We start from the raw sequence: 16838 nt of genomic DNA, 5'->3' as shown, positions 1-16838 counted from the left end.
CAATGGTCGGTTTCACCACCAGAACGGTGATCGGGGTGGCGGCGATGTTCGCCGCCACCCTGGCCCCGGCGGCGCAGGCTGCCGTCATCGTCGTGCCGCCCGGCGGCGGCCTGCAGGCTGCCATTGCCGGCGCACGGCCAGGAGACGTGGTCCGGCTGCAGCCGGGCACGCATGACGGCCCGGTCACGCTCGACATCCCGCTGACGCTCGAAGGCGAGGCGGGGGCCGTCGTCGTGGGCAATGGCGCGGGCAGCGTCATCACGGTCAATGCAGCAGATGCAGTGGTACGCGGCCTCGAGATACGCGGCTCCGGGGGAAACCTCGAGACGCTGGACGCCGGTGTGTTCCTTGCCGCCAGCGCGCGCGGCGCGCGGGTCGAGCGCAACACCCTGCTCGGCAATCTCTACGGCGTCCAGTTGCATGGGGCGGCCGACGCCGTCGTCAGCGGCAACCGCATCGTGGGCATCACGACCGGCCGGATCAACGAGTCCGGCAACGGCGTCTCCGTCTGGAACGCGCCGGGCGCGAGCGTCCTCGACAACGACATCAGCTACGGGCGCGACGGCATCTTCGTCAACGCCAGCAGCCGCAACCTGTTTCGCGGCAATCGCTTCACCAATCTGCGCTTTGCCGTGCACTACATGTATGCCAATGACAGCGAGGTGAGCGACAACACCTCCCTCGGCAACGCGGCGGGTTACGCCATCATGTATTCGAGCCGGGTCCGCATCACCGGCAACCTCTCGGATGGGGACCGCGATCACGGCCTGCTTCTCAATTATGCCAACGGCTCCGAAATCGTCGGCAATACCGTGCGCGGCAAGCCGCAACCGCTGGCCCGCTGGAAAACCGCGGGGCAGCGCAGCGAGCACGGCGTGCCCGTGGCCAGCGCGGAAGCCGCCGCGGCCGGCGGCCTGCGCCTCGGCCCGGAGAAATGCGTCTTCATCTACAACGCCAACGGCAACCGCTTCCGGGACAACTGGTTCGAGGGCTGCGCCATCGGCGTCCATTTCACCGCCGGCTCGGAAGGCAATTCGATGAGCGGCAACGCCTTCGTGGGCAACCGCAACCAGGTCAAATATGTCGGCACGCGCTATCTCGACTGGTCGTCCGGCGAGCGCGGCAATTACTGGAGCGACAACCCGGCCTTCGACCTCAACGGCGACGGCATCGGCGACAACCCGTACCGGCCGAACGACCTGATCGACAGGGTGCTGTGGACGGCACCGCAGGCCAAGGTGCTGATCAACAGCCCGGCGGTCCAGGTCATCCGTTGGGCACAGGCGCAGTTCCCGGCCCTGCTGCCGGGCGGCGTCGTCGACAGCCATCCCCTGATGGCACCACCAGCAATGCCGCGGGGGCAAGAATGATCGAAACAGTCCGCGTCGCCGGCGTGGCCAAGTCCTACGGGCGCATCAAGGCCGTGGCCGACGTGTCCTTCGCGCTCAGGCAGGGCGAAACGACGGCGCTGGTCGGCCATAACGGCGCCGGCAAGACGACGCTCATCAAGCTGATGCTGGGGCTGGTGCGCCCGACGGCCGGCACTGTCAGCGTGCTCGGGGAGAACCCCGCCGCCGGCGAGGTCGCGGCCCGGCGCAGGCTCGGCTATTTGCCCGAGAACGTCTCCTTCAACATGGCGCTCACCGGCCGCGAGACGCTCGCCTTCTACGCGCAGCTGAAGCGCGCCCCGCGCAGCGAGGTCGCCGATTTGCTCGAGCGCGTCGGCCTGACGGCGGCGGCCGACCGGCGCATCGGCTCCTACTCGAAGGGCATGCGCCAGCGCCTGGGCCTGGCCCAGGCGCTGCTGGGCCAGCCCGCGGTGCTGCTGCTGGACGAGCCGACGACCGGGCTCGACCCGGCGCTGCGGCGCAGCTTCTACGATCTCGTCGCCGAAAGCCGGTCGAAAGGGGCCACGATCCTGCTGTCCTCGCATGCGCTGACCGAACTCGAGGGGCAGGCGGACCGGGTGATCATCGTCAATCGCGGCATCAAGATCGCGGACGGCAGCATCGACGAATTGCGCGGCATCGCGCGGTTGCCGACCCGCATCCGGGTGCAGTTGGCCGATGGCGCGGAAGGCGCCGCCGACGGCTGGCTGCAGGCCAATAGCGGCTGGCGGCGCGTCAACGGCAAGACGCTGGAGATCGACGCCGCCCCGGAAGACAAGATCGAACTGCTGCGCGCCGCGACCGCCGCTGGGGCGCCTGTCAGCGACCTCGAGGTGATGCCGCCCACGCTGGACGAGCTGTATGCCCATTTCCTCGGCCGGCAGGAGGTGGCCAAATGACCGTTCTGATCGTGATGCGCAAGGAGATCCAGGAGGGCCTGCGCAACCGCTGGGTTCTCGCCACGACACTGCTGCTGGCCGCCCTGGCACTGACCCTGACCTTCCTGGGCAGTGCTCCGGTGGGCAATGTCGGCGCCAGCCCGCTCGACGTCGTCATCGTCAGCCTGTCGAGCCTGACGACCTTCCTCGTGCCGCTGATCGCCCTGCTGATCTCCCACGACGCGATCGTCGGGGAAATGGAACGCGGCACCATGCTGCTGCTGCTCAGCTATCCGATCCGCCGTTGGCAGGTTATCTTCGGCAAGTTCGTCGGCCATTTGGCGATTTTGGCTTTCGCGACGCTGCTCGGATACGGGGCCGCCGCCCTCGCCCTGGCGGCGATGGGCACGGCCATCGACGCGGCCAGCTGGTGGGCCTTCGGCTCGATGATCCTGTCCTCGATCGCGCTCGGGGCGGCGTTCGTCGCCATCGGCTATCTCGTCAGCGCCCTGGTCCGGCAGCGCGGTACGGCCGCCGGCATCGCCATCGGCGTCTGGCTGCTGTTCGTGCTGATCTACGACATGGCGCTGCTCGGCGTGCTCGTCGTCGACCAGGGGCGGACCATCGGCACCGGACTGCTGGACGCCGCGCTCCTGCTCAACCCCACCGACGCCTACCGCCTGCTCAATCTCGGCTCCGAGGGCGCCAGCTCGGTTTCCGGCATGGCCGGCGTGGCCGAGAATGTCAGCCTGAGCCCCACCCTCCTCGTCGCTGCCCTCCTGGCATGGGTCATCGTGCCCCTCGCCGCGGCGATGCTGGTCTTTTCGAGGAAAGAGCTATGATGCGCGCCGTCGCCGCACTCGCCGTCGTCGCCGTGCTTGCCCTTCTGGCCGGCTGCACCGGCAAGGAGGAGGTTCCCCCGCCCGCGCCGTTCGCGCTCACGGACGAGGCGATGGGCCGTTATTGCGGCATGAACGTGCTGGAACACGCCGGCCCCAAGGGACAGATCATCCTCACGCACCTGCCCGACGAGCCGATCTGGTTCTCCTCGGCGCGTGATGCCATTGCCTTCACCATGCTGCCGGACGAACCCAAGAACATTGCCGCCATCTACGTCTCGGACATGGCCGTGGCCCCGAGCTGGGAGGAGCCGGGCGCCGAGAACTGGATCGACGCCAGGACTGCCTTCTATGTCATTGGCAGTGCCATGCGCGGCGGCATGGGCGCGCCGGAGGCGGTGCCGTTCTCCACGGCAGCGGCCGCCGAGGCATTTGCGCAGGCGAACGGGGGCGAGATCGTCGGTTTCGCCGACATGCCGTCCGATTATATTCTCGGGACGGGGCCCGGCGAAGCGGACGCGGCGCCGGGCCATGACGCAACGACGCCCGCCCCGGGCGCAAGTCACTAGGAGGTCGGCATGGCCGCAATGCTCACTCGCCGCCGGGCAATCGGGATATCGGCGGCCGCCGCCGGGCTGGCGCTGCTGCCGTTCGGCAGCCACGGCGCCACCGCGGGCGAGGAGGTCACCTGGCAGGGGCAGGCGCTCGGCGCGCCGGCGACGCTGCGCATCCACCATCATCACCGCGGGCAGGCGTTGCGCCTGGTCGCCGACGTCGAGGCCGAGGTGCGGCGGCTCGAACGCGTCTTCAGCCTGTACCGCGAGGATTCGGACCTCGTGCTGCTCAACCGGCAGGGCGTTCGCCTCGCGCCGCCGGCCGAACTGGTGGAGGTGCTGCGCCTGAGCGGTGCCTTGTGGCAGCTGAGCGGCGGCGCCTTCGATCCGACGGTGCAGCCGCTCTGGCTGAGCTACCTGGAGCACTTCTCCACGCCCGGCGCCGACCCGGCCGGCCCCTCCGCCCGCGACCTCGACGCCGCCTTGGCGAAGACCGGGTTCGACGGGCTCCGCTACGACGCCGACCGGATCGCCTTCTCGCGCGCCGGCATGGCCGTGACGCTGAACGGCATCGCGCAGGGATACATCACCGACCGGGTGGTCGAACTGCTACGGGCGGGCGGCATCGCGTCCTGTCTCGTCGACATGGGCGAGAGTCGCGGCGTCGGACTGCACCCGGATGGTCGTGGATGGCGCATCGGCATCGCCGATCCGCAGCGGCCGGGAGACGTCGTCGAGACGCTCGAAATCGTCGATCGCGCGGTCGCCACCTCCAGCCCCGCCGGCTTCGCCTTCGATTCCGAGGGTCGCTTCAACCACCTGCTCGACCCCCGCAGCGGCCGATCGCCGCGCCGCTACGAAAGCGTGACGGTCGTCGCGCGCGACGCGGCCACCGCCGACGGCCTGTCGACCGCCTTCGCGCTCATGGATCCGGAGGCGGTCGCCGCCGCGGCCCGGCAGCACGGCGACCTCCAGGTGCATCTGCTCTCCGGGTCGGGCCAGCACACCGTTCTCGACTCATAGCGGGGGCCGCGCGAGCGGCCAGGCGGTCGCTCCCCGGCGCCTAGGCGAGGCCGAGCATGCGGCGGAGCACGTCGGTCCTGAACCAGAAGTGCTGGGCCAGGGCAGCCAGCACGTGCAGCACGAGCAGCGGGATCAGCACGAACCGCGCGGCGGAATGCGCCAGCGCGGGCGCTTCGATGCCGAGAAACCAGGCCGCCGCACCGGAGAGCGGCATCGCCAGCAGCAGCACGTAGAAGAGCGCGTGGGTGCCCTTGGCCACGACTTTCAGGGCTTGGGGCTCATCGGCGGGGAGGGCCGGAACGCCCCGCCCGAGACGGAGCACCAGTCGCCACGCGACCAGCACGAAGATGAGCACGCCGGCGATGACATGCGCGTTCGGCGTGGGCTCGTTGACCAGGGTGCCATCCATCCGGCCCGTCCACGCCGCGACGATGCCGTCGTGCGCGAACACCTGGAAGAGAACGAGCGCTGCCACGGTCCAGTGCAGGACGATCTGGATCCTCGAATAGGACGTCGGTGCCATTATGCCTGCCTCCATGGGGTCGCCCCTTGCTGATCCCTACCCGCCGAACCGGTAGGCCGAGTGGCATCCGGTGCAAACCAGCAGGTGCTCGGCCAGCATCCCGGTCAACTCCTGCGTGGTCGCGCCCCCTGCCGCCGCGTTCGCCAGCGTGTCGAAGCCCGTATGCGCCTTGAGGCCGGCCTCCTTGAACGCCAGCGGCAGCTTGGCCAGCAGCGCAGGCGACTCCCCCGCCATGGCCGCCGTCCCGACCGGCCGGGCGATCTCCGCGACCGCGGCGTTGTCGTTTCGAGCCAGCGCGGCGGTGATGTCGGCAGTGGCCTGCAGCAGGCCGCGCATTTCGGCGAGGACCCCGTCCCGTTCCGCCTCGGTCAGCAGCACGACCTCGCGTCCGTCGCTGCCCTTGGCCGTGTAGCCGTTCACGAACAGATAGGCTGCGGCCGAAATAGTCACGGCCCAGACGACAAGGGCGACGACGGCGATGCGCGACATGTGACGGGTTCTCCTCAAACCGCGGTTCGACGGGCGGACATTGCGCGGGCTTGACGCCCGTCGCAGTCGTCAGTATGTGAGTAATCACTAACTTGTCAAGCGAGTATGTGCCATGCAGAAGGCCCTGATGCCGATCCCGTTGACGCCCGGTCATGGGCGGAAAGCCGCAATGGCGCCACCCCGCTGGACCCGGCCGGCGGCGATTGCCGCCGCCGTGTTCGGGGCCGCGACGCTCGTCTCCGGCGCAGCCACCTTGTTCGGACCGCAGGAGGTGAAGGCCACCGCCGGGGCGGTCGTCCAGTTCGTCCTGTGGTTCAATTTCCTCGCCGGCTTCGCCTACCTCGCGGGAGCTTATGCCCTGTATCGCGGGCGGCATTGGGCGCAGGGCGCGGCCGCCCTCATCGCCGGCGCCACGGCGCTGGTCGCGATCGCCTTCACGGTCTATACGGTCGCGGGTGGCGCCTTCAGCTGGCGGACGCCGGCGGCGCTGCTGCTGCGCTTCGGTTTCTGGGCGGCGATCGCCTGGGGCCTGTGCCGCCGCACCGCCCCCCGGGGACGCGATGCGTAAGCCGTCCCCCGAACGCAAGGCCGAGATCGTCGAGACCGTCATCGGCCTCGCCGATCAGGTCGGGCCGGACCGGATCACGACCGACATGATCGCCAAGGCCATCGGCGTCACCCAGGCGACGGTATTCCGCCACTTCCCCACCAAGGGCGACATCTGGAACAGCGTCGCCATGCACCTCACCGGCAGGATACGCGAGGCCTGGGAGAAAACCGGTCCCGCGACGGGCGATCCGGTGGCACGGCTCGAGGCGGTCGTCCTCGGCCACCTCCGGCTCATCGCCCGGATGCCCGCACTCCCCGCCATCCTGCTGTCGCGCGAACTGCATGGCGGCAATGCCCCGCTGCGCAAGACGCTGCAGCGCACGATGGGCAGCTTCCACCAGCGCCTTACCGACCTGGTCGAGGAAGCGATCGCTGCAGGTGCCTTCCGGAAGGACCTCGTGGCGAGCGACGCTGCGCTGTTGATCATCGGCATGGTGCAGAGCCTTGCCATGCGCTGGTCGATCGGCGGCCGAAGCGAGGACCTGGTCGCGACAGGGGAGCGGCTCCTCGCCGTCCAGATCACGGGGTTCCTCGATCCGCGGCACCCCGCCCCGCCTGCAGGCGGTGTCGGCGCATGAGGCCCCGCCCCAGACCTATTGCCCGGCTCGCGGTCGTGGCGCTGGCGCTTGCCGGTCTTTCGGCCTGCCAGCAGCCGGACATGGCGGCCGAGGAGCAGCCGCGCCTGGTCCGGGTCGTGACCGTCAGCAGCAGCGATCACGCCGCAACCGCTTCGCTGACCGGCGAAGTCCAGGCACGAACGAAGATCGACCTCGCCTTCCGGATCACCGGGCAGATCAGCGAGATCGCCGTCGCGGTCGGCGACCACGTCACCGCCGGACAGGTGCTGGCGCGCATCGACGCCGAAGCGCAGCGGGCCGACCTCGAGCTTGCCGAGGCGAGCGTCGAGGCCGCCGACGCAGCGCTCGAGCAGGCCGCGGCGGCGCTGGCGCGCCAGCAGGCGCTGCTGGCGAGCGGGCTGGTCACGCGCAGCAAGTACGACCAGGCGGAACAGGACCGGCGGACCGCCGAGAGTTCCCTCGAGTCGGCGCGGGCCATGCGCCAGGCGGCGCTCAACGCCCTCTCCTACACCGAACTGCGGGCCGACAGCGACGGTATCGTCACGCGCGTCAATCGCGACGCCGGGGAAGTTGCACCGTCGGCGCAACCCGTCGTGTCGGTGGCCCATGACGGCCCGCGCGACGCCGTCTTCAACGTGCACGAAACACTGCTGTTTGCCGGCGCCGATGAACTGCAGGCGGCGGCCGTGGACGTCGCGCTGGTGGCCGACGCAAATGTCCGTGCCACCGGCCGAATCCGGGAAGTCTCGCCGACAGTCGACCCGAAAACGGGCACCGTCCGCGTCCGCGTCACCCTGCAGGACGCCCCCGCGGCGATGACGCTCGGTTCGCTGGTGACGGGACACGTCACCATGCCGGCGGCCCCCGCCACCGTGATCCCGTGGAGCGCGATCACCCTGGATGGTGGCCAACCCGCGGTCTGGCTGGTCGCACCGGAGGCGCACACGGCGTCCATCCGGCCGGTCGAGATCGCGCAATACACCACCGAGGGGATCATCCTCGCCGGCGGCCTGCAGGCCGGCGACCTGCTCGTCGTCGAAGGCGGCCAGTTCCTTTATCCAGGCAAGCCGGTCCGCCTTGCCGGCGGAGACCCGTCATGATCCGGAACGCACTTCTCGGCGGCCTCCTGGCGCTCCCACTGCTGTCGCTGGCGGCCTGCCAGCGCGCCGGGGAGCCGCCGCCGACCGAACCGGCCCGACCCGTACTGTCCATGCTGGTGCAGGCCCAGTCCGGCCCGCAGATGCGCCTCGCGGGGACCATCGCGTCGCAGGTCCAGGCCGACTTGGCCTTCCGGCTTGCCGGAAGGCTGGCCTCCCGCAGCGTCAATGTCGGTGACCGTGTCACGGCGGGGCAGATCGTCGCCGAACTCGACCCCGCCGGCCTCGAACTGGCCCGGCGCGCGGCCAATGCCGACCTGGCCTCCGCCAAGGCCCAACTCGAGAATGCGCAGGGCATCGAGCAGCGCCAGCGCGAGTTGTTCGCCAGCGGTACGATCACCCAGACCAGTCTCGAGCTGGCCGAATTGCGCCTCAAGCTCGCGCAGGCAACTCTCACGCGCGCGCAGAGCAGCCTGCGCAAGGCCGAGGACCAGCTCGGATATGCGCAGTTGCGGGCCGAGTTCGACGGGGTCGTGACCGCGATCCACATGGACCCCGGCAGCGACCTGATGCCCGGCCAACCCGTTCTCACCGTCGCCAAGCCGGACCTGCGCGACGCCGTGGTGGACGTCCCCGAGGGCCTCGCCGCCACGCTCGCCCAGGACGCCGCCTTCGAGGTGCTGCTGCAACTCGAGCCAGCCATCACGGCCCAGGGTACGCTGCGCGAGATCGCCCCGGAAGCGGACCCGGCGACGCGGACGCGACGCATCAAGATCGGGCTGGTCGACCCGGTCGCCGCCTTTCGCATCGGCACCACGGTCACGGTGCAGTCCGCGACCGGCAGCGCGGCGCAGATCGAGATCCCCCTGAGTGCCATCCGGGAAATCGACGGGCGCAGCTATGTTTGGCTGATCGACGGGGACAAGCACACCGTATCCCGGCTCGAAGTCGTGATCGGCCGCCGCAGTGGCGACACGGCCATCGTGGACGGGGGCCTCGAAGCCGGCATGCGCATCGCCGTGGCGGGCGCGAACAGCCTCGTCGACGGACAAGTCATACGCGCCACGAGAGAAGACCAATGAAGTCCTTCAACCTGTCCGACTGGGCGCTCGAGCATCGTTCCCTCGTCTGGTACTTCATGATCGCCTTCCTCATCGCGGGGACGGCGGCCTATTTCAATCTCGGGCGGGAGGAAGACCCGGCGTTCGCCATCAAGACCATGGTCGTCCAGGCCAACTGGCCCGGTGCCTCCGCCGAGGAAATGACCGATCAGGTAGCCGACCGCATCGAAAAGAAGCTCGAAGAGCTGCCGGCCCTCGAATACACGCGCAGCCTGACCACGCCCGGCCAGACGATCGTCTTCGTCTATTTGCGGGACAGCACGCCGGGCGCGCAGGTCGCCGCCAACTGGCAGCAGGTGCGAAACATGCTCGGCGACATCCGGGCCGAGTTCCCGGCCGGCATGGCCGGGCCCTTCTTCAACGACAGCTTCGGCGACGTCTACGGCAACATCTATGCCTTCACCGGGGACGGGCTGACGCCGCGGCAGTTGCGCGACTACGTCGAGGCGGCGCGCGCCAGCGTACTGAGCGTGCCCAATGTCGGGCGCGTCGACATCATCGGGGCGCAGCCCGAGGCGATCTATCTCGAGTTTTCCACCCGCAAGATCGCCGGGCTCGGCCTCAACCAGCAGCAGGTCATCGCCAGCCTGCGCTCGCAGAACGCGATCACGCCGTCGGGCGTCGTCCAGGCCGGGCCGGAGCGCATCAGCATCCGGGTGGGCGGCCAGTTCACCAGCGAGGACAGCCTGCGCTCGATCAACCTGAGCGTGAACGACAAGTTCTTCCCGCTGACCGACATCGCGACCATCAAGCGCGGCTATGCCGAGCCGCCGAGCTCGCTCTTCCGCGTGAACGGCGAGCCCGCCATCGCGCTCGGGGTCGGCATGAAGAGCGGCGCCAACCTGCTCAAGTTCGGGGAGGCGCTGGACCGCGAAATCGAAAAGATCACCGCGTCCCTGCCCGTGGGCGTCGAGATCACGCGCGTCTCCGATCAGCCGAAAGTGGTCGAGGAGGCCGTTTCGGGGTTCACCTCCGCGCTGTTCGAGGCGGTGGCCATCATCCTGGCCATCAGCCTCATCAGCCTCGGGCTGCGCGCCGGGCTCGTCGTGGCAATCGCCATCCCGCTGGTGCTGGCCATCACCTTCTTCGTCATGGCCTATCTCGGCATCTCGCTGCAGCGCATCTCGCTCGGAGCCCTGATCATCGCGCTCGGCCTGCTGGTCGACGACGCCATGATCGCGGTGGAGATGATGGTGGCCCGGCTCGAGGTGGGAGACACGCTCCGCAAGGCCGCCACCCACGTCTATACCTCGACAGCATTTCCGATGCTGACCGGGACGCTGGTGACCGTCGCCGGCTTCATCCCCGTGGGGCTCAACAGCAGCAAGGCGGGCCAGTTCCTCGTCACCCTGTTCATCGTCATCGCCGTGGCGCTGCTGGTCTCGTGGCTGGTGGCCGTGATCTTCACCCCGCTGCTGGGCGTCACCATCCTGCCCAAGACGCTGAAGCACAAGCACGAGAAGAAGGGCTGGTTCACCGCCGCGTTCAGAGCCCTGCTGCTCGCCAGCATGCGCTGGCGGTGGGTGACCATCGGCGCCACCCTCGCGGCGTTCGGCGCTTCGGTCGTCGGCCTCGGCTTCGTGCAGCAGCAGTTCTTCCCGACCTCGGATCGCCCCGAGCTGATCGTCGACTTCACGCTGCCGCAGAACGCCACCTTCGCTGAAACAAACCGACAGATGGCGCAGTTCGAGCGCGACATGCTCGCCGGCAATCCCCACATCGAGCACTGGTCGACCTATGTCGGGCGGGGAGCCCCGCGCTTCCTGCTGTCCTTCGACACCCAGGCGCCCGCCCCGACGACCGGCCAGATCATCATCGTCACTACCGGTCGGGAAGTTCGCGACGAGGTGCGCAAGGAACTCCAGGCCTATCTCGACCAGAGCTTCATCGGCACCGATGCGTTCGTGCGCCTGCTGGATCTCGGCCCGCCGGTCGGGCGACCCATCCAGTACCGTATCAGCGGTCCCGATCCGCAGGTGTTGCGCGGCATCGCCCAGGACCTCGCCGCCGTCGTCGACCAGAACCCGCATGTGGGCGGATTGACGTTCGACTGGATGGAGCCGGCCCGCGCGGTCAGGGTGGACTTGCTGCAGGATCGCGCCCGCCAGCTCGGGGTGACGTTCGACGGGGTGGCGACGGCGCTCAACAGCGTCGTGCAGGGCGCCCCGGTGACGCAGATGCGCGACGGCACCTACCTGGTCAACATCGTCGGCCGCGCCGAGGAAGCCGACAGGGGCACGATCGAGCATCTCGACAGCCTGCAGATCGCCAGCAGCAGCGGGCGGCTCGTGCCACTGGGCGCGATCGCCACGCTCTCCTATGAACTGGAGCAACCGACGATCTGGCGGCGGGCCCGCATGCCGACCATCACCATGAACGGGGCCGTTCTCGACGCCATGCAGCCGGCCACGGTGGTGGCGCAGTTGCGCGAACCGATTGCCGAATTCTCGGCCGGACTTCCCACCGGCTACAAGATCGTGGCTGGAGGAACCGCCGAGGAGAGCGCCAAGGCCCAGGCCCCGATCATCGCCGTGGTGCCGCTGATGCTGTTCGTCATGGCGACCGTTCTCATGATCCAGCTACAGAGCTTCCACCGCCTGTTCCTGGTGTTCGCGGTGGCTCCGCTCGCCCTCATCGGCGTCGTCGCCGCGCTGCTGCCGAGCGGAGCTCCGCTCGGTTTCGTCGCCATCCTCGGCGTGTTGGCGCTCATCGGCATCCTGATCCGCAACTCGGTGATCCTGATCATGCAGATCGAGCAACTCCGGCAGGAGGGGCTGGCGGCCTGGGATGCCGTGCTCGAGGCCACGCAGCATCGCATGCGCCCGATCGTGCTGACCGCCGCCGCCGCCACGCTGGGCCTCATCCCGATCGCCGGCGAGGTGTTCTGGGGGCCGATGGCGTATGCGATGATGGGCGGGATCATTTCCGGTACGGTGCTGACCCTGCTGTTCCTGCCGGCGCTCTATCTCGCCTGGTTCCGTATCAAGGCCCCCGCCGCCGATCGCACCGACTCCGCCCCGATCGCGACGCCCGGCCGGCCGCAGGACGCGGCGGTATAGCCCCGCGCCCGGGGCAATGCGATCGTCACCATGCCGGCGTCGGCGCTGCCCAGGCGGCGGATGCCGGGCTCACTTGAGGCTTTGGCCGATGAACTGCTGGAATTCCCGCGTGCCCGGGTGAGCGAACATCTCGGCCGGCGGCCCGGCTTCGTGGATGCGCCCGTCGAGCATGAACACCGATTGCGTGGCGACGCCGCGGGCAAAGCCCATCTCGTGCGTCACCAGCAGCATGGTCATGCCGTCGGCGGCGAGCCGCTCCATGACGACGAGCACCTCGGCGGTCAGCTCCGGATCGAGGGCCGAGGTCACCTCGTCGAACAGCATGACCTTGGGCTTCATGGCCAGCGAGCGCGCGATGGCGACGCGCTGCTGCTGGCCGCCCGAGAGCTGGTCGGGGCGGGCGTGCAGCTTGTCGCTCAGTCCCACCCTGGCCAGCATCTCCTCGGCCAGCGCGGCGGCTGACGCCTTGTCCAGTCTGTGCACGAGGCGCGGCGCCAGGGTGACGTTGTCGGCCACGGACAGATGCGGAAACAGGTTGAAGCTCTGGAAGACGATGCCGACGTCCTTGCGCAGTTCGCGCAGTGCGGCCGGCTGCGCGGTGACCTTGTGGCCCGCCACTTCCGCCGAGCCGCTGTCGAAGGTCTCGAGCCCGTTGAGGCAGCGCAGCAGCGTGCTCTTGCCCGAGCCGCTGCGGCCCAGCAGGGCGACGACACTGCCGCGCTCCACCGTCAGCGAGATGCCCTTGAGCACCTCGAGGGAACCGAAGCGCTTGTGCAGGTTGTCAACCTGGACGATTGGCATTGAACTTCCTCTCCAAGTAGCGACTGGACCAGGACAGCGGGAAGCAGATCGCAAAGTAGATCGCCGCCACCGTGATGAAGACGGGGAAGGGTTGGAACGTCGCGTTGTTGATGAGCTGGCCGGCCCGCGTCAGCTCCACGACGCTGACGATGGAGACGATCGAGGTGTTCTTGACCAGTTGCACCAGAAACCCGACCGTCGGTGGCACCGAGATGCGGACGGCCTGGGGGATGATGACGGTGCGGAATTGCTGCGCCCGGGTCAGGGCCAGCGAAGCGGACGCCTCCCACTGCTGGATCGGCACGGACTGGATGGCGCCGCGCCAGATGTCGCCGAGATAGGCGCTGGCATAGATCGAGAGCGACACGGAGGCGGCGACGATGGCGGGCAGGTTGAAGCCGGCACGCGACAGGCCGAAATACGACAGGAACAGCAGGATCAGGACGGGAATGCCCTGGATGGTGGCGATGTAGCCGGTGGCCGCCTGCTGCAACAGCCGGCTGGTCGAGGTGCGTGCCAGCGCCACCACCATGCCCAGCAGCCCCCCGAACAGGGTGGCGAGCAGGGTCAGCAGGATCGTCCATTTGGCCGAATCCAGCAGAAACAGCGCTTCGGCGAGGCTGTAGTCGCGGATCATGGCGTCACCTTTGCCGCCACCGGCACCGGGGCGCCCCTTCCGGCTGGCGCAAACATCAGCTTGCCGAGCGCGGCGAGGCCGATCTTGAGCACGACGGCCAGGCCCAGATAGATCAGCCCGGCGACGATATAGACCTCGAAGTTCTCGAAGGTCTGGGCCTGGATGTTGTAGGCGGTGCCGCTCAGTTCCTCGACCGAGATGAAGGAGCAGATGCTCGAGGTCAGCATCATCAGGATGAACTGGCTGGTCAGCGACGGCCACACGCGGGCGATCGCCGGCTGCATGATGATGCGGGTGAAGATCTGCCAGCGCGTCAGCGCCAGGGCCAGGCCCGCCTCGATCTGCGAGCGATGGATGGACTCGATTCCCGCCCGGAAGATCTCGGTGGAGTAGGCCCCGAGATTGATGGTCATGGCGATGATGCTCGCCTCGAAGGCGGTCACCCTGAAGCCGACCGAGGGCAGCCCGAAGAAGATGATGTAGAGCTGCACCAGGAACGGCGTGTTGCGGATGATTTCGACATAGGCCCGGACCAGCCATTCGACAGGCCGCGGGCCGATGCTGCGCGCCGCCGCCGTGAGCAGCCCGACCAGGGAGCCGAGGGCGATGGCGATGGCCGACAGTTCCACGGTCAAGAGGATGCCGCGCAGCAGCGCAGGCGTTTCGGCGAGGACGGAAGAGAACTGGAGTCCAAACATGCTTTCCCCCGCGTGTGCTGCCTCCCGCGAAGAGACGTCGCGGGAGGCGGGTGCCGGGCCGGCTAGAACACCGGCATGGTCGGCGGCAGGGGATGACCGGTCCACTTCTCCGCGATCGCGTCAAGCTCACCATTGGACTTGATGAACGACAGCGTCGTGTTCAGCCACTGGCGGAGCTCGAAGGCGTCCTTGCGGACGGCGATCGACATGAACTGGTTGAAGAAGGTGAACTTCGGTTCGAAGGGCAGGTCGGGGCGCGCCTTCTTGAGCTCGATGAACACCGTCTCGGGAATGACGATGGCCTCCACCTGACCGGACACCAGCGCCTGCATCGTCGTCGAGTCGTCGTCGAAGCGGGCGATATCGACATCGGCCGGCGCCGCCTTCTGCAGCGCGACCTCCTGCGGGGTGCCGCGCGATACGCCGACCTTGACGCCGGACAAGTCTGCGGCGGCGGCAACCTTGCTGTCCGCTCCGGCCAGCAGGACGATCTGGAACGTGCTGTACGGCATCGTGAACATCACGGCGCGGGCGCGGGCGGGGGTGGGCGACAGCGTCGCCACGACGACGTCGACCTGCCCGGACTCGAGCGCCGGGATTCGGGCCGCTGTCGGGTAGGGAATGATTTCGACCTCGACGCCGAGATAGTCGGCCAGCAGGTGGGCGGTATCGACGTCATAACCCACCGTCGCCCCGCTGGTGTCGACGAGGCTGAACGGCGGAGCCCCGCTGTTGACCCCGATTACGATCTTGCCGCGCGCCACGATCTCGTCGACCGATTGCGCCTGGGCAGAAACGGGTGGCAGGGCCAGCGCGGCAAGCGCCCCCAACATTAGCAAGGCAGCTGTCCTGGTCATGGGGTTTCCTCCTGTTGGTGCCGGCTTGTCGGTGCGGCTGGCCCGGCCGCCGGCGGGCGCGGGCCGGTCTGTCTCAGGGGCGCGAGGCTGCCGCCCCGCTCAACTCTTCCACGGCCGGTTCGACCCGGCTGGCGGTGACCCGGCCGCTCGCGATCAGGGCCTCGATCTCGGCCGGCCCGTAGCCCAGCTCACCCAGGATCTCGCGGCTGTGTTCGCCGATCTCCAGCGCCAGCACGCGCAGTTCGGGAACCTTGCCGTCGTAGCGGTTGGGATGGTTGACGAGGTGGATGGTGCGGCCGCGCACCGTGACCTTGCGGAACACCTGCGCGTGCACCAACTGGGGATCGTCGAGCAACTGGTCGTAGTACTTGATCGGGGCCCACCAGATGCTGGCGCGGTCGAGGCGCTCGCCGATCTCGGACAGCGAATAGGCGGCCGTGGCGGCGCGCAGCCGCCGCGCATATTCGTCGCGCTCGGCATAGCGGTCGAGCGTCACCGCGGCGCGCATGGCGTCGCTGTCCAGCGCCTCGGCAAGAACCTCGGTCTTGCACAGCGAGATGACGACGTGGCCGTCGCGAACCGGATAGACGCCGTAGGGCGCCTCATGGAACCAGGTGGCGAGATTCTTCTCGCGCTGGAGAATGTCACGACCGAAGCCGCCGGCGAGAAAGTTGACCAGCGGCTCGCCCTGCAGGTCGATGCCGGAGTTGAGCAGGCTGCCCTCGACGCGGGTGCCGGGGCCGCCGCGCAGCCGGCGCACCAGCGCGGCGAGGATGCCCATGGCGAGCAGCGCGCCGCCGTGCTGGTCGACCACTGCCGCCCCCACCGGCACCGGGGCATGATCCGGCGTGCCGGTGACGCCGATCAGCCCCGAATGGGCCTGCATGAGGATGTCCTGGCCCGGCCGCTCCGCCATCGGCCCGGTGGCGCCGAAGCCGCTGGCGGAGGCGAAGATCAGCCTGGGGTTCAGCGCATCGAGCGTGGCCTGGTCGAACCCGAGGCGGGCGAAGACGCCGGGCCGGAAATTCTCCATGACGACGTCGGCCTGGGCCAGCAGGCGGCGGGCCACTTCGTGGCCTTCGGCACTCTTCAGGTCGAGGGCGATGGAGCGCTTGTTGCGGTTGGCGCACAGGAAGAAGCCGCTCACCCCCTCGACGTAGACATCGGCCCCCGACCAGTGCCGCTCATGCGCGCCGCCGGTGGGTTCGACCTTGATGACGTCGGCGCCCAGGTCGGCGAGATACTGGGCCGCGGCCGGACCCTGCAGAAAGTGGCAGAAGCTCACAATCTTGATGCCATCCAGCAACACAGCGACCGCTCCTCCTGCGCTTCAGCGCTCAATTAGAAAACGTTTTCACGCCAGATCGGCACTCTGAGCGAAAATACCGCGCGCTGTCAAGCGGCCAAGGAGCTGCCTGTCACAGGCCTGCCGTCTTCAGGGCAGGTGTTTCCGGCGCCGATGAGATAACGATTTCCCATGCGAGCACGCGACGCGGCAGGCCCGCCGTCTCGCCCGGCGCGGCTCGCAACCACCGGACCACCCAAGGCGCAGCATGCAACAAAGTTGCATTCAAGGGCATGATCAATTCGTTTGCCAGCATCTTGCTCAACAGGGATACTGGTGACCAGAGCGGTGACGGATCGGCGGCACCGCCGCAGTAACGGGGAGCCAATTGCCCGAGGACAT

General features: G+C 68.6%; 18 protein-coding genes. 10 read left to right on the top strand and 8 right to left on the bottom strand.

What is annotated here, in order from left to right; translation table 11 throughout:
* The first annotated feature begins 2 nt into the window (after window positions 1–2).
* Genes VGD93_RS15630 through VGD93_RS15610 form a run of 5 tightly spaced genes read left to right on the top strand, consistent with a single transcriptional unit; the run spans window position 3 to window position 4682 of the window.
* Window positions 3–1370: a nitrous oxide reductase family maturation protein NosD gene (locus VGD93_RS15630; protein ID WP_395013092.1), complete on the top strand. Its 1368-nt coding sequence runs from the start codon at window positions 3–5 to the stop codon at window positions 1368–1370.
* The gene (locus VGD93_RS15625) at window positions 1367–2287 is read left to right on the top strand and encodes an ABC transporter ATP-binding protein (RefSeq protein WP_395013091.1); all 921 of its coding nucleotides are present in this window, start codon (window positions 1367–1369) and stop codon (window positions 2285–2287) included. The genes VGD93_RS15630 and VGD93_RS15625 overlap by 4 nt, the downstream gene beginning before the upstream one ends.
* The gene (locus tag VGD93_RS15620) at window positions 2284–3108 is read left to right on the top strand and encodes an ABC transporter permease (protein WP_395013090.1); all 825 of its coding nucleotides are present in this window, start codon (window positions 2284–2286) and stop codon (window positions 3106–3108) included. The genes VGD93_RS15625 and VGD93_RS15620 overlap by 4 nt, the downstream gene beginning before the upstream one ends.
* Window positions 3108–3674, top strand: coding sequence for a nitrous oxide reductase accessory protein NosL (locus VGD93_RS15615; RefSeq protein ID WP_395013110.1), 567 nt, complete (start codon window positions 3108–3110; stop codon window positions 3672–3674). The genes VGD93_RS15620 and VGD93_RS15615 overlap by 1 nt, the downstream gene beginning before the upstream one ends.
* Before the next feature lie 9 nt (window positions 3675–3683).
* Entirely contained in the window at window positions 3684–4682 is a 999-nt protein-coding gene (locus tag VGD93_RS15610) for an FAD:protein FMN transferase (protein WP_395013089.1), read from the top strand.
* A gap of 40 nt (window positions 4683–4722) precedes the next feature.
* Here VGD93_RS15610 and VGD93_RS15605 read toward each other — a convergent pair whose 3' ends face one another.
* Both VGD93_RS15605 and VGD93_RS15600 read right to left on the bottom strand, forming a co-directional pair.
* Window positions 4723–5205 carry a cytochrome b gene (locus VGD93_RS15605; protein WP_395013088.1) on the bottom strand — a complete coding sequence of 161 codons (483 nt, stop codon included), beginning with the start codon at window positions 5203–5205 and terminating at the stop codon, window positions 4723–4725.
* A gap of 36 nt (window positions 5206–5241) precedes the next feature.
* Window positions 5242–5694 (bottom strand): hypothetical protein, encoded by a 453-nt coding sequence (locus VGD93_RS15600; protein ID WP_395013087.1) that lies wholly within the window; start codon window positions 5692–5694, stop codon window positions 5242–5244.
* 169 nt (window positions 5695–5863) lie between these two features.
* Here VGD93_RS15600 and VGD93_RS15595 point away from each other — a divergent pair, with 169 nt between their 5' ends.
* The 5 genes from VGD93_RS15595 to VGD93_RS15575 are packed head-to-tail and all read left to right on the top strand — an operon-like array spanning window position 5864 to window position 12158.
* Entirely contained in the window at window positions 5864–6262 is a 399-nt protein-coding gene (locus VGD93_RS15595; RefSeq protein ID WP_395013086.1) for a hypothetical protein, read from the top strand.
* Complete coding sequence (locus VGD93_RS15590; RefSeq protein WP_395013085.1) at window positions 6255–6881, top strand: TetR/AcrR family transcriptional regulator; 627 nt, start codon at window positions 6255–6257, stop codon at window positions 6879–6881. Before VGD93_RS15595 ends, VGD93_RS15590 begins: the two co-directional genes overlap by 8 nt.
* The gene (locus VGD93_RS15585; protein WP_395013084.1) at window positions 6878–7981 is read left to right on the top strand and encodes an efflux RND transporter periplasmic adaptor subunit; all 1104 of its coding nucleotides are present in this window, start codon (window positions 6878–6880) and stop codon (window positions 7979–7981) included. Before VGD93_RS15590 ends, VGD93_RS15585 begins: the two co-directional genes overlap by 4 nt.
* The gene (locus tag VGD93_RS15580; protein ID WP_395013083.1) at window positions 7978–9060 is read left to right on the top strand and encodes an efflux RND transporter periplasmic adaptor subunit; all 1083 of its coding nucleotides are present in this window, start codon (window positions 7978–7980) and stop codon (window positions 9058–9060) included. Before VGD93_RS15585 ends, VGD93_RS15580 begins: the two co-directional genes overlap by 4 nt.
* Entirely contained in the window at window positions 9057–12158 is a 3102-nt protein-coding gene (locus VGD93_RS15575) for an efflux RND transporter permease subunit (RefSeq protein ID WP_395013082.1), read from the top strand. The genes VGD93_RS15580 and VGD93_RS15575 overlap by 4 nt, the downstream gene beginning before the upstream one ends.
* Window positions 12159–12227: 69 nt before the next feature.
* Here the strand turns inward: VGD93_RS15575 and VGD93_RS15570 are convergent, their stop codons facing one another.
* From VGD93_RS15570 to VGD93_RS15545, 6 genes are all read right to left on the bottom strand, one after another.
* Window positions 12228–12959: an amino acid ABC transporter ATP-binding protein gene (locus VGD93_RS15570; protein ID WP_395013081.1), complete on the bottom strand. Its 732-nt coding sequence runs from the start codon at window positions 12957–12959 to the stop codon at window positions 12228–12230.
* Window positions 12940–13596, bottom strand: coding sequence for an amino acid ABC transporter permease (locus VGD93_RS15565; RefSeq protein WP_395013080.1), 657 nt, complete (start codon window positions 13594–13596; stop codon window positions 12940–12942). The genes VGD93_RS15570 and VGD93_RS15565 overlap by 20 nt, the downstream gene beginning before the upstream one ends.
* Window positions 13593–14294, bottom strand: coding sequence for an amino acid ABC transporter permease (locus tag VGD93_RS15560; protein ID WP_395013079.1), 702 nt, complete (start codon window positions 14292–14294; stop codon window positions 13593–13595). Before VGD93_RS15560 ends, VGD93_RS15565 begins: the two co-directional genes overlap by 4 nt.
* Window positions 14295–14356: 62 nt before the next feature.
* Window positions 14357–15151: a transporter substrate-binding domain-containing protein gene (locus VGD93_RS15555; protein ID WP_395013078.1), complete on the bottom strand. Its 795-nt coding sequence runs from the start codon at window positions 15149–15151 to the stop codon at window positions 14357–14359.
* A 73-nt stretch (window positions 15152–15224) separates the two neighbouring features.
* The gene (locus tag VGD93_RS15550; RefSeq protein WP_395013077.1) at window positions 15225–16457 is read right to left on the bottom strand and encodes a CaiB/BaiF CoA transferase family protein; all 1233 of its coding nucleotides are present in this window, start codon (window positions 16455–16457) and stop codon (window positions 15225–15227) included.
* Window positions 16458–16569: 112 nt separating this feature from the next.
* Window positions 16570–16838: hypothetical protein (locus tag VGD93_RS15545; protein ID WP_395013076.1), on the bottom strand; the 269-nt coding region annotated here is incomplete at its 5' end.

The organism is Devosia sp. (assembly GCF_036406155.1).
Taxonomy (GTDB): Bacteria; Pseudomonadota; Alphaproteobacteria; order Rhizobiales; family Devosiaceae; genus Devosia_A.
This window is presented reverse-complemented; position numbering and strand designations above follow the sequence as displayed.

What these genes read in the sequence shown, in the direction of transcription:
- VGD93_RS15600 (WP_395013087.1), bottom strand. Translation starts at nt 5,694, where the DNA reads ATGTCGCGCATCGCCGTCGTCGCCCTTGTCGTCTGGGCCGTGACTATT.
- VGD93_RS15620 (WP_395013090.1), top strand. Translation starts at nt 2,284, where the DNA reads ATGACCGTTCTGATCGTGATGCGCAAGGAGATCCAGGAGGGCCTGCGC.
- VGD93_RS15630 (WP_395013092.1), top strand. Translation starts at nt 3, where the DNA reads ATGGTCGGTTTCACCACCAGAACGGTGATCGGGGTGGCGGCGATGTTC.
- VGD93_RS15585 (WP_395013084.1), top strand. Translation starts at nt 6,878, where the DNA reads ATGAGGCCCCGCCCCAGACCTATTGCCCGGCTCGCGGTCGTGGCGCTG.
- VGD93_RS15610 (WP_395013089.1), top strand. Translation starts at nt 3,684, where the DNA reads ATGGCCGCAATGCTCACTCGCCGCCGGGCAATCGGGATATCGGCGGCC.
- VGD93_RS15570 (WP_395013081.1), bottom strand. Translation starts at nt 12,959, where the DNA reads ATGCCAATCGTCCAGGTTGACAACCTGCACAAGCGCTTCGGTTCCCTC.
- VGD93_RS15625 (WP_395013091.1), top strand. Translation starts at nt 1,367, where the DNA reads ATGATCGAAACAGTCCGCGTCGCCGGCGTGGCCAAGTCCTACGGGCGC.
- VGD93_RS15565 (WP_395013080.1), bottom strand. Translation starts at nt 13,596, where the DNA reads ATGATCCGCGACTACAGCCTCGCCGAAGCGCTGTTTCTGCTGGATTCG.
- VGD93_RS15555 (WP_395013078.1), bottom strand. Translation starts at nt 15,151, where the DNA reads ATGACCAGGACAGCTGCCTTGCTAATGTTGGGGGCGCTTGCCGCGCTG.
- VGD93_RS15575 (WP_395013082.1), top strand. Translation starts at nt 9,057, where the DNA reads ATGAAGTCCTTCAACCTGTCCGACTGGGCGCTCGAGCATCGTTCCCTC.
- VGD93_RS15615 (WP_395013110.1), top strand. Translation starts at nt 3,108, where the DNA reads ATGCGCGCCGTCGCCGCACTCGCCGTCGTCGCCGTGCTTGCCCTTCTG.
- VGD93_RS15595 (WP_395013086.1), top strand. Translation starts at nt 5,864, where the DNA reads ATGGCGCCACCCCGCTGGACCCGGCCGGCGGCGATTGCCGCCGCCGTG.
- VGD93_RS15605 (WP_395013088.1), bottom strand. Translation starts at nt 5,205, where the DNA reads ATGGCACCGACGTCCTATTCGAGGATCCAGATCGTCCTGCACTGGACC.
- VGD93_RS15580 (WP_395013083.1), top strand. Translation starts at nt 7,978, where the DNA reads ATGATCCGGAACGCACTTCTCGGCGGCCTCCTGGCGCTCCCACTGCTG.
- VGD93_RS15560 (WP_395013079.1), bottom strand. Translation starts at nt 14,294, where the DNA reads ATGTTTGGACTCCAGTTCTCTTCCGTCCTCGCCGAAACGCCTGCGCTG.
- VGD93_RS15590 (WP_395013085.1), top strand. Translation starts at nt 6,255, where the DNA reads ATGCGTAAGCCGTCCCCCGAACGCAAGGCCGAGATCGTCGAGACCGTC.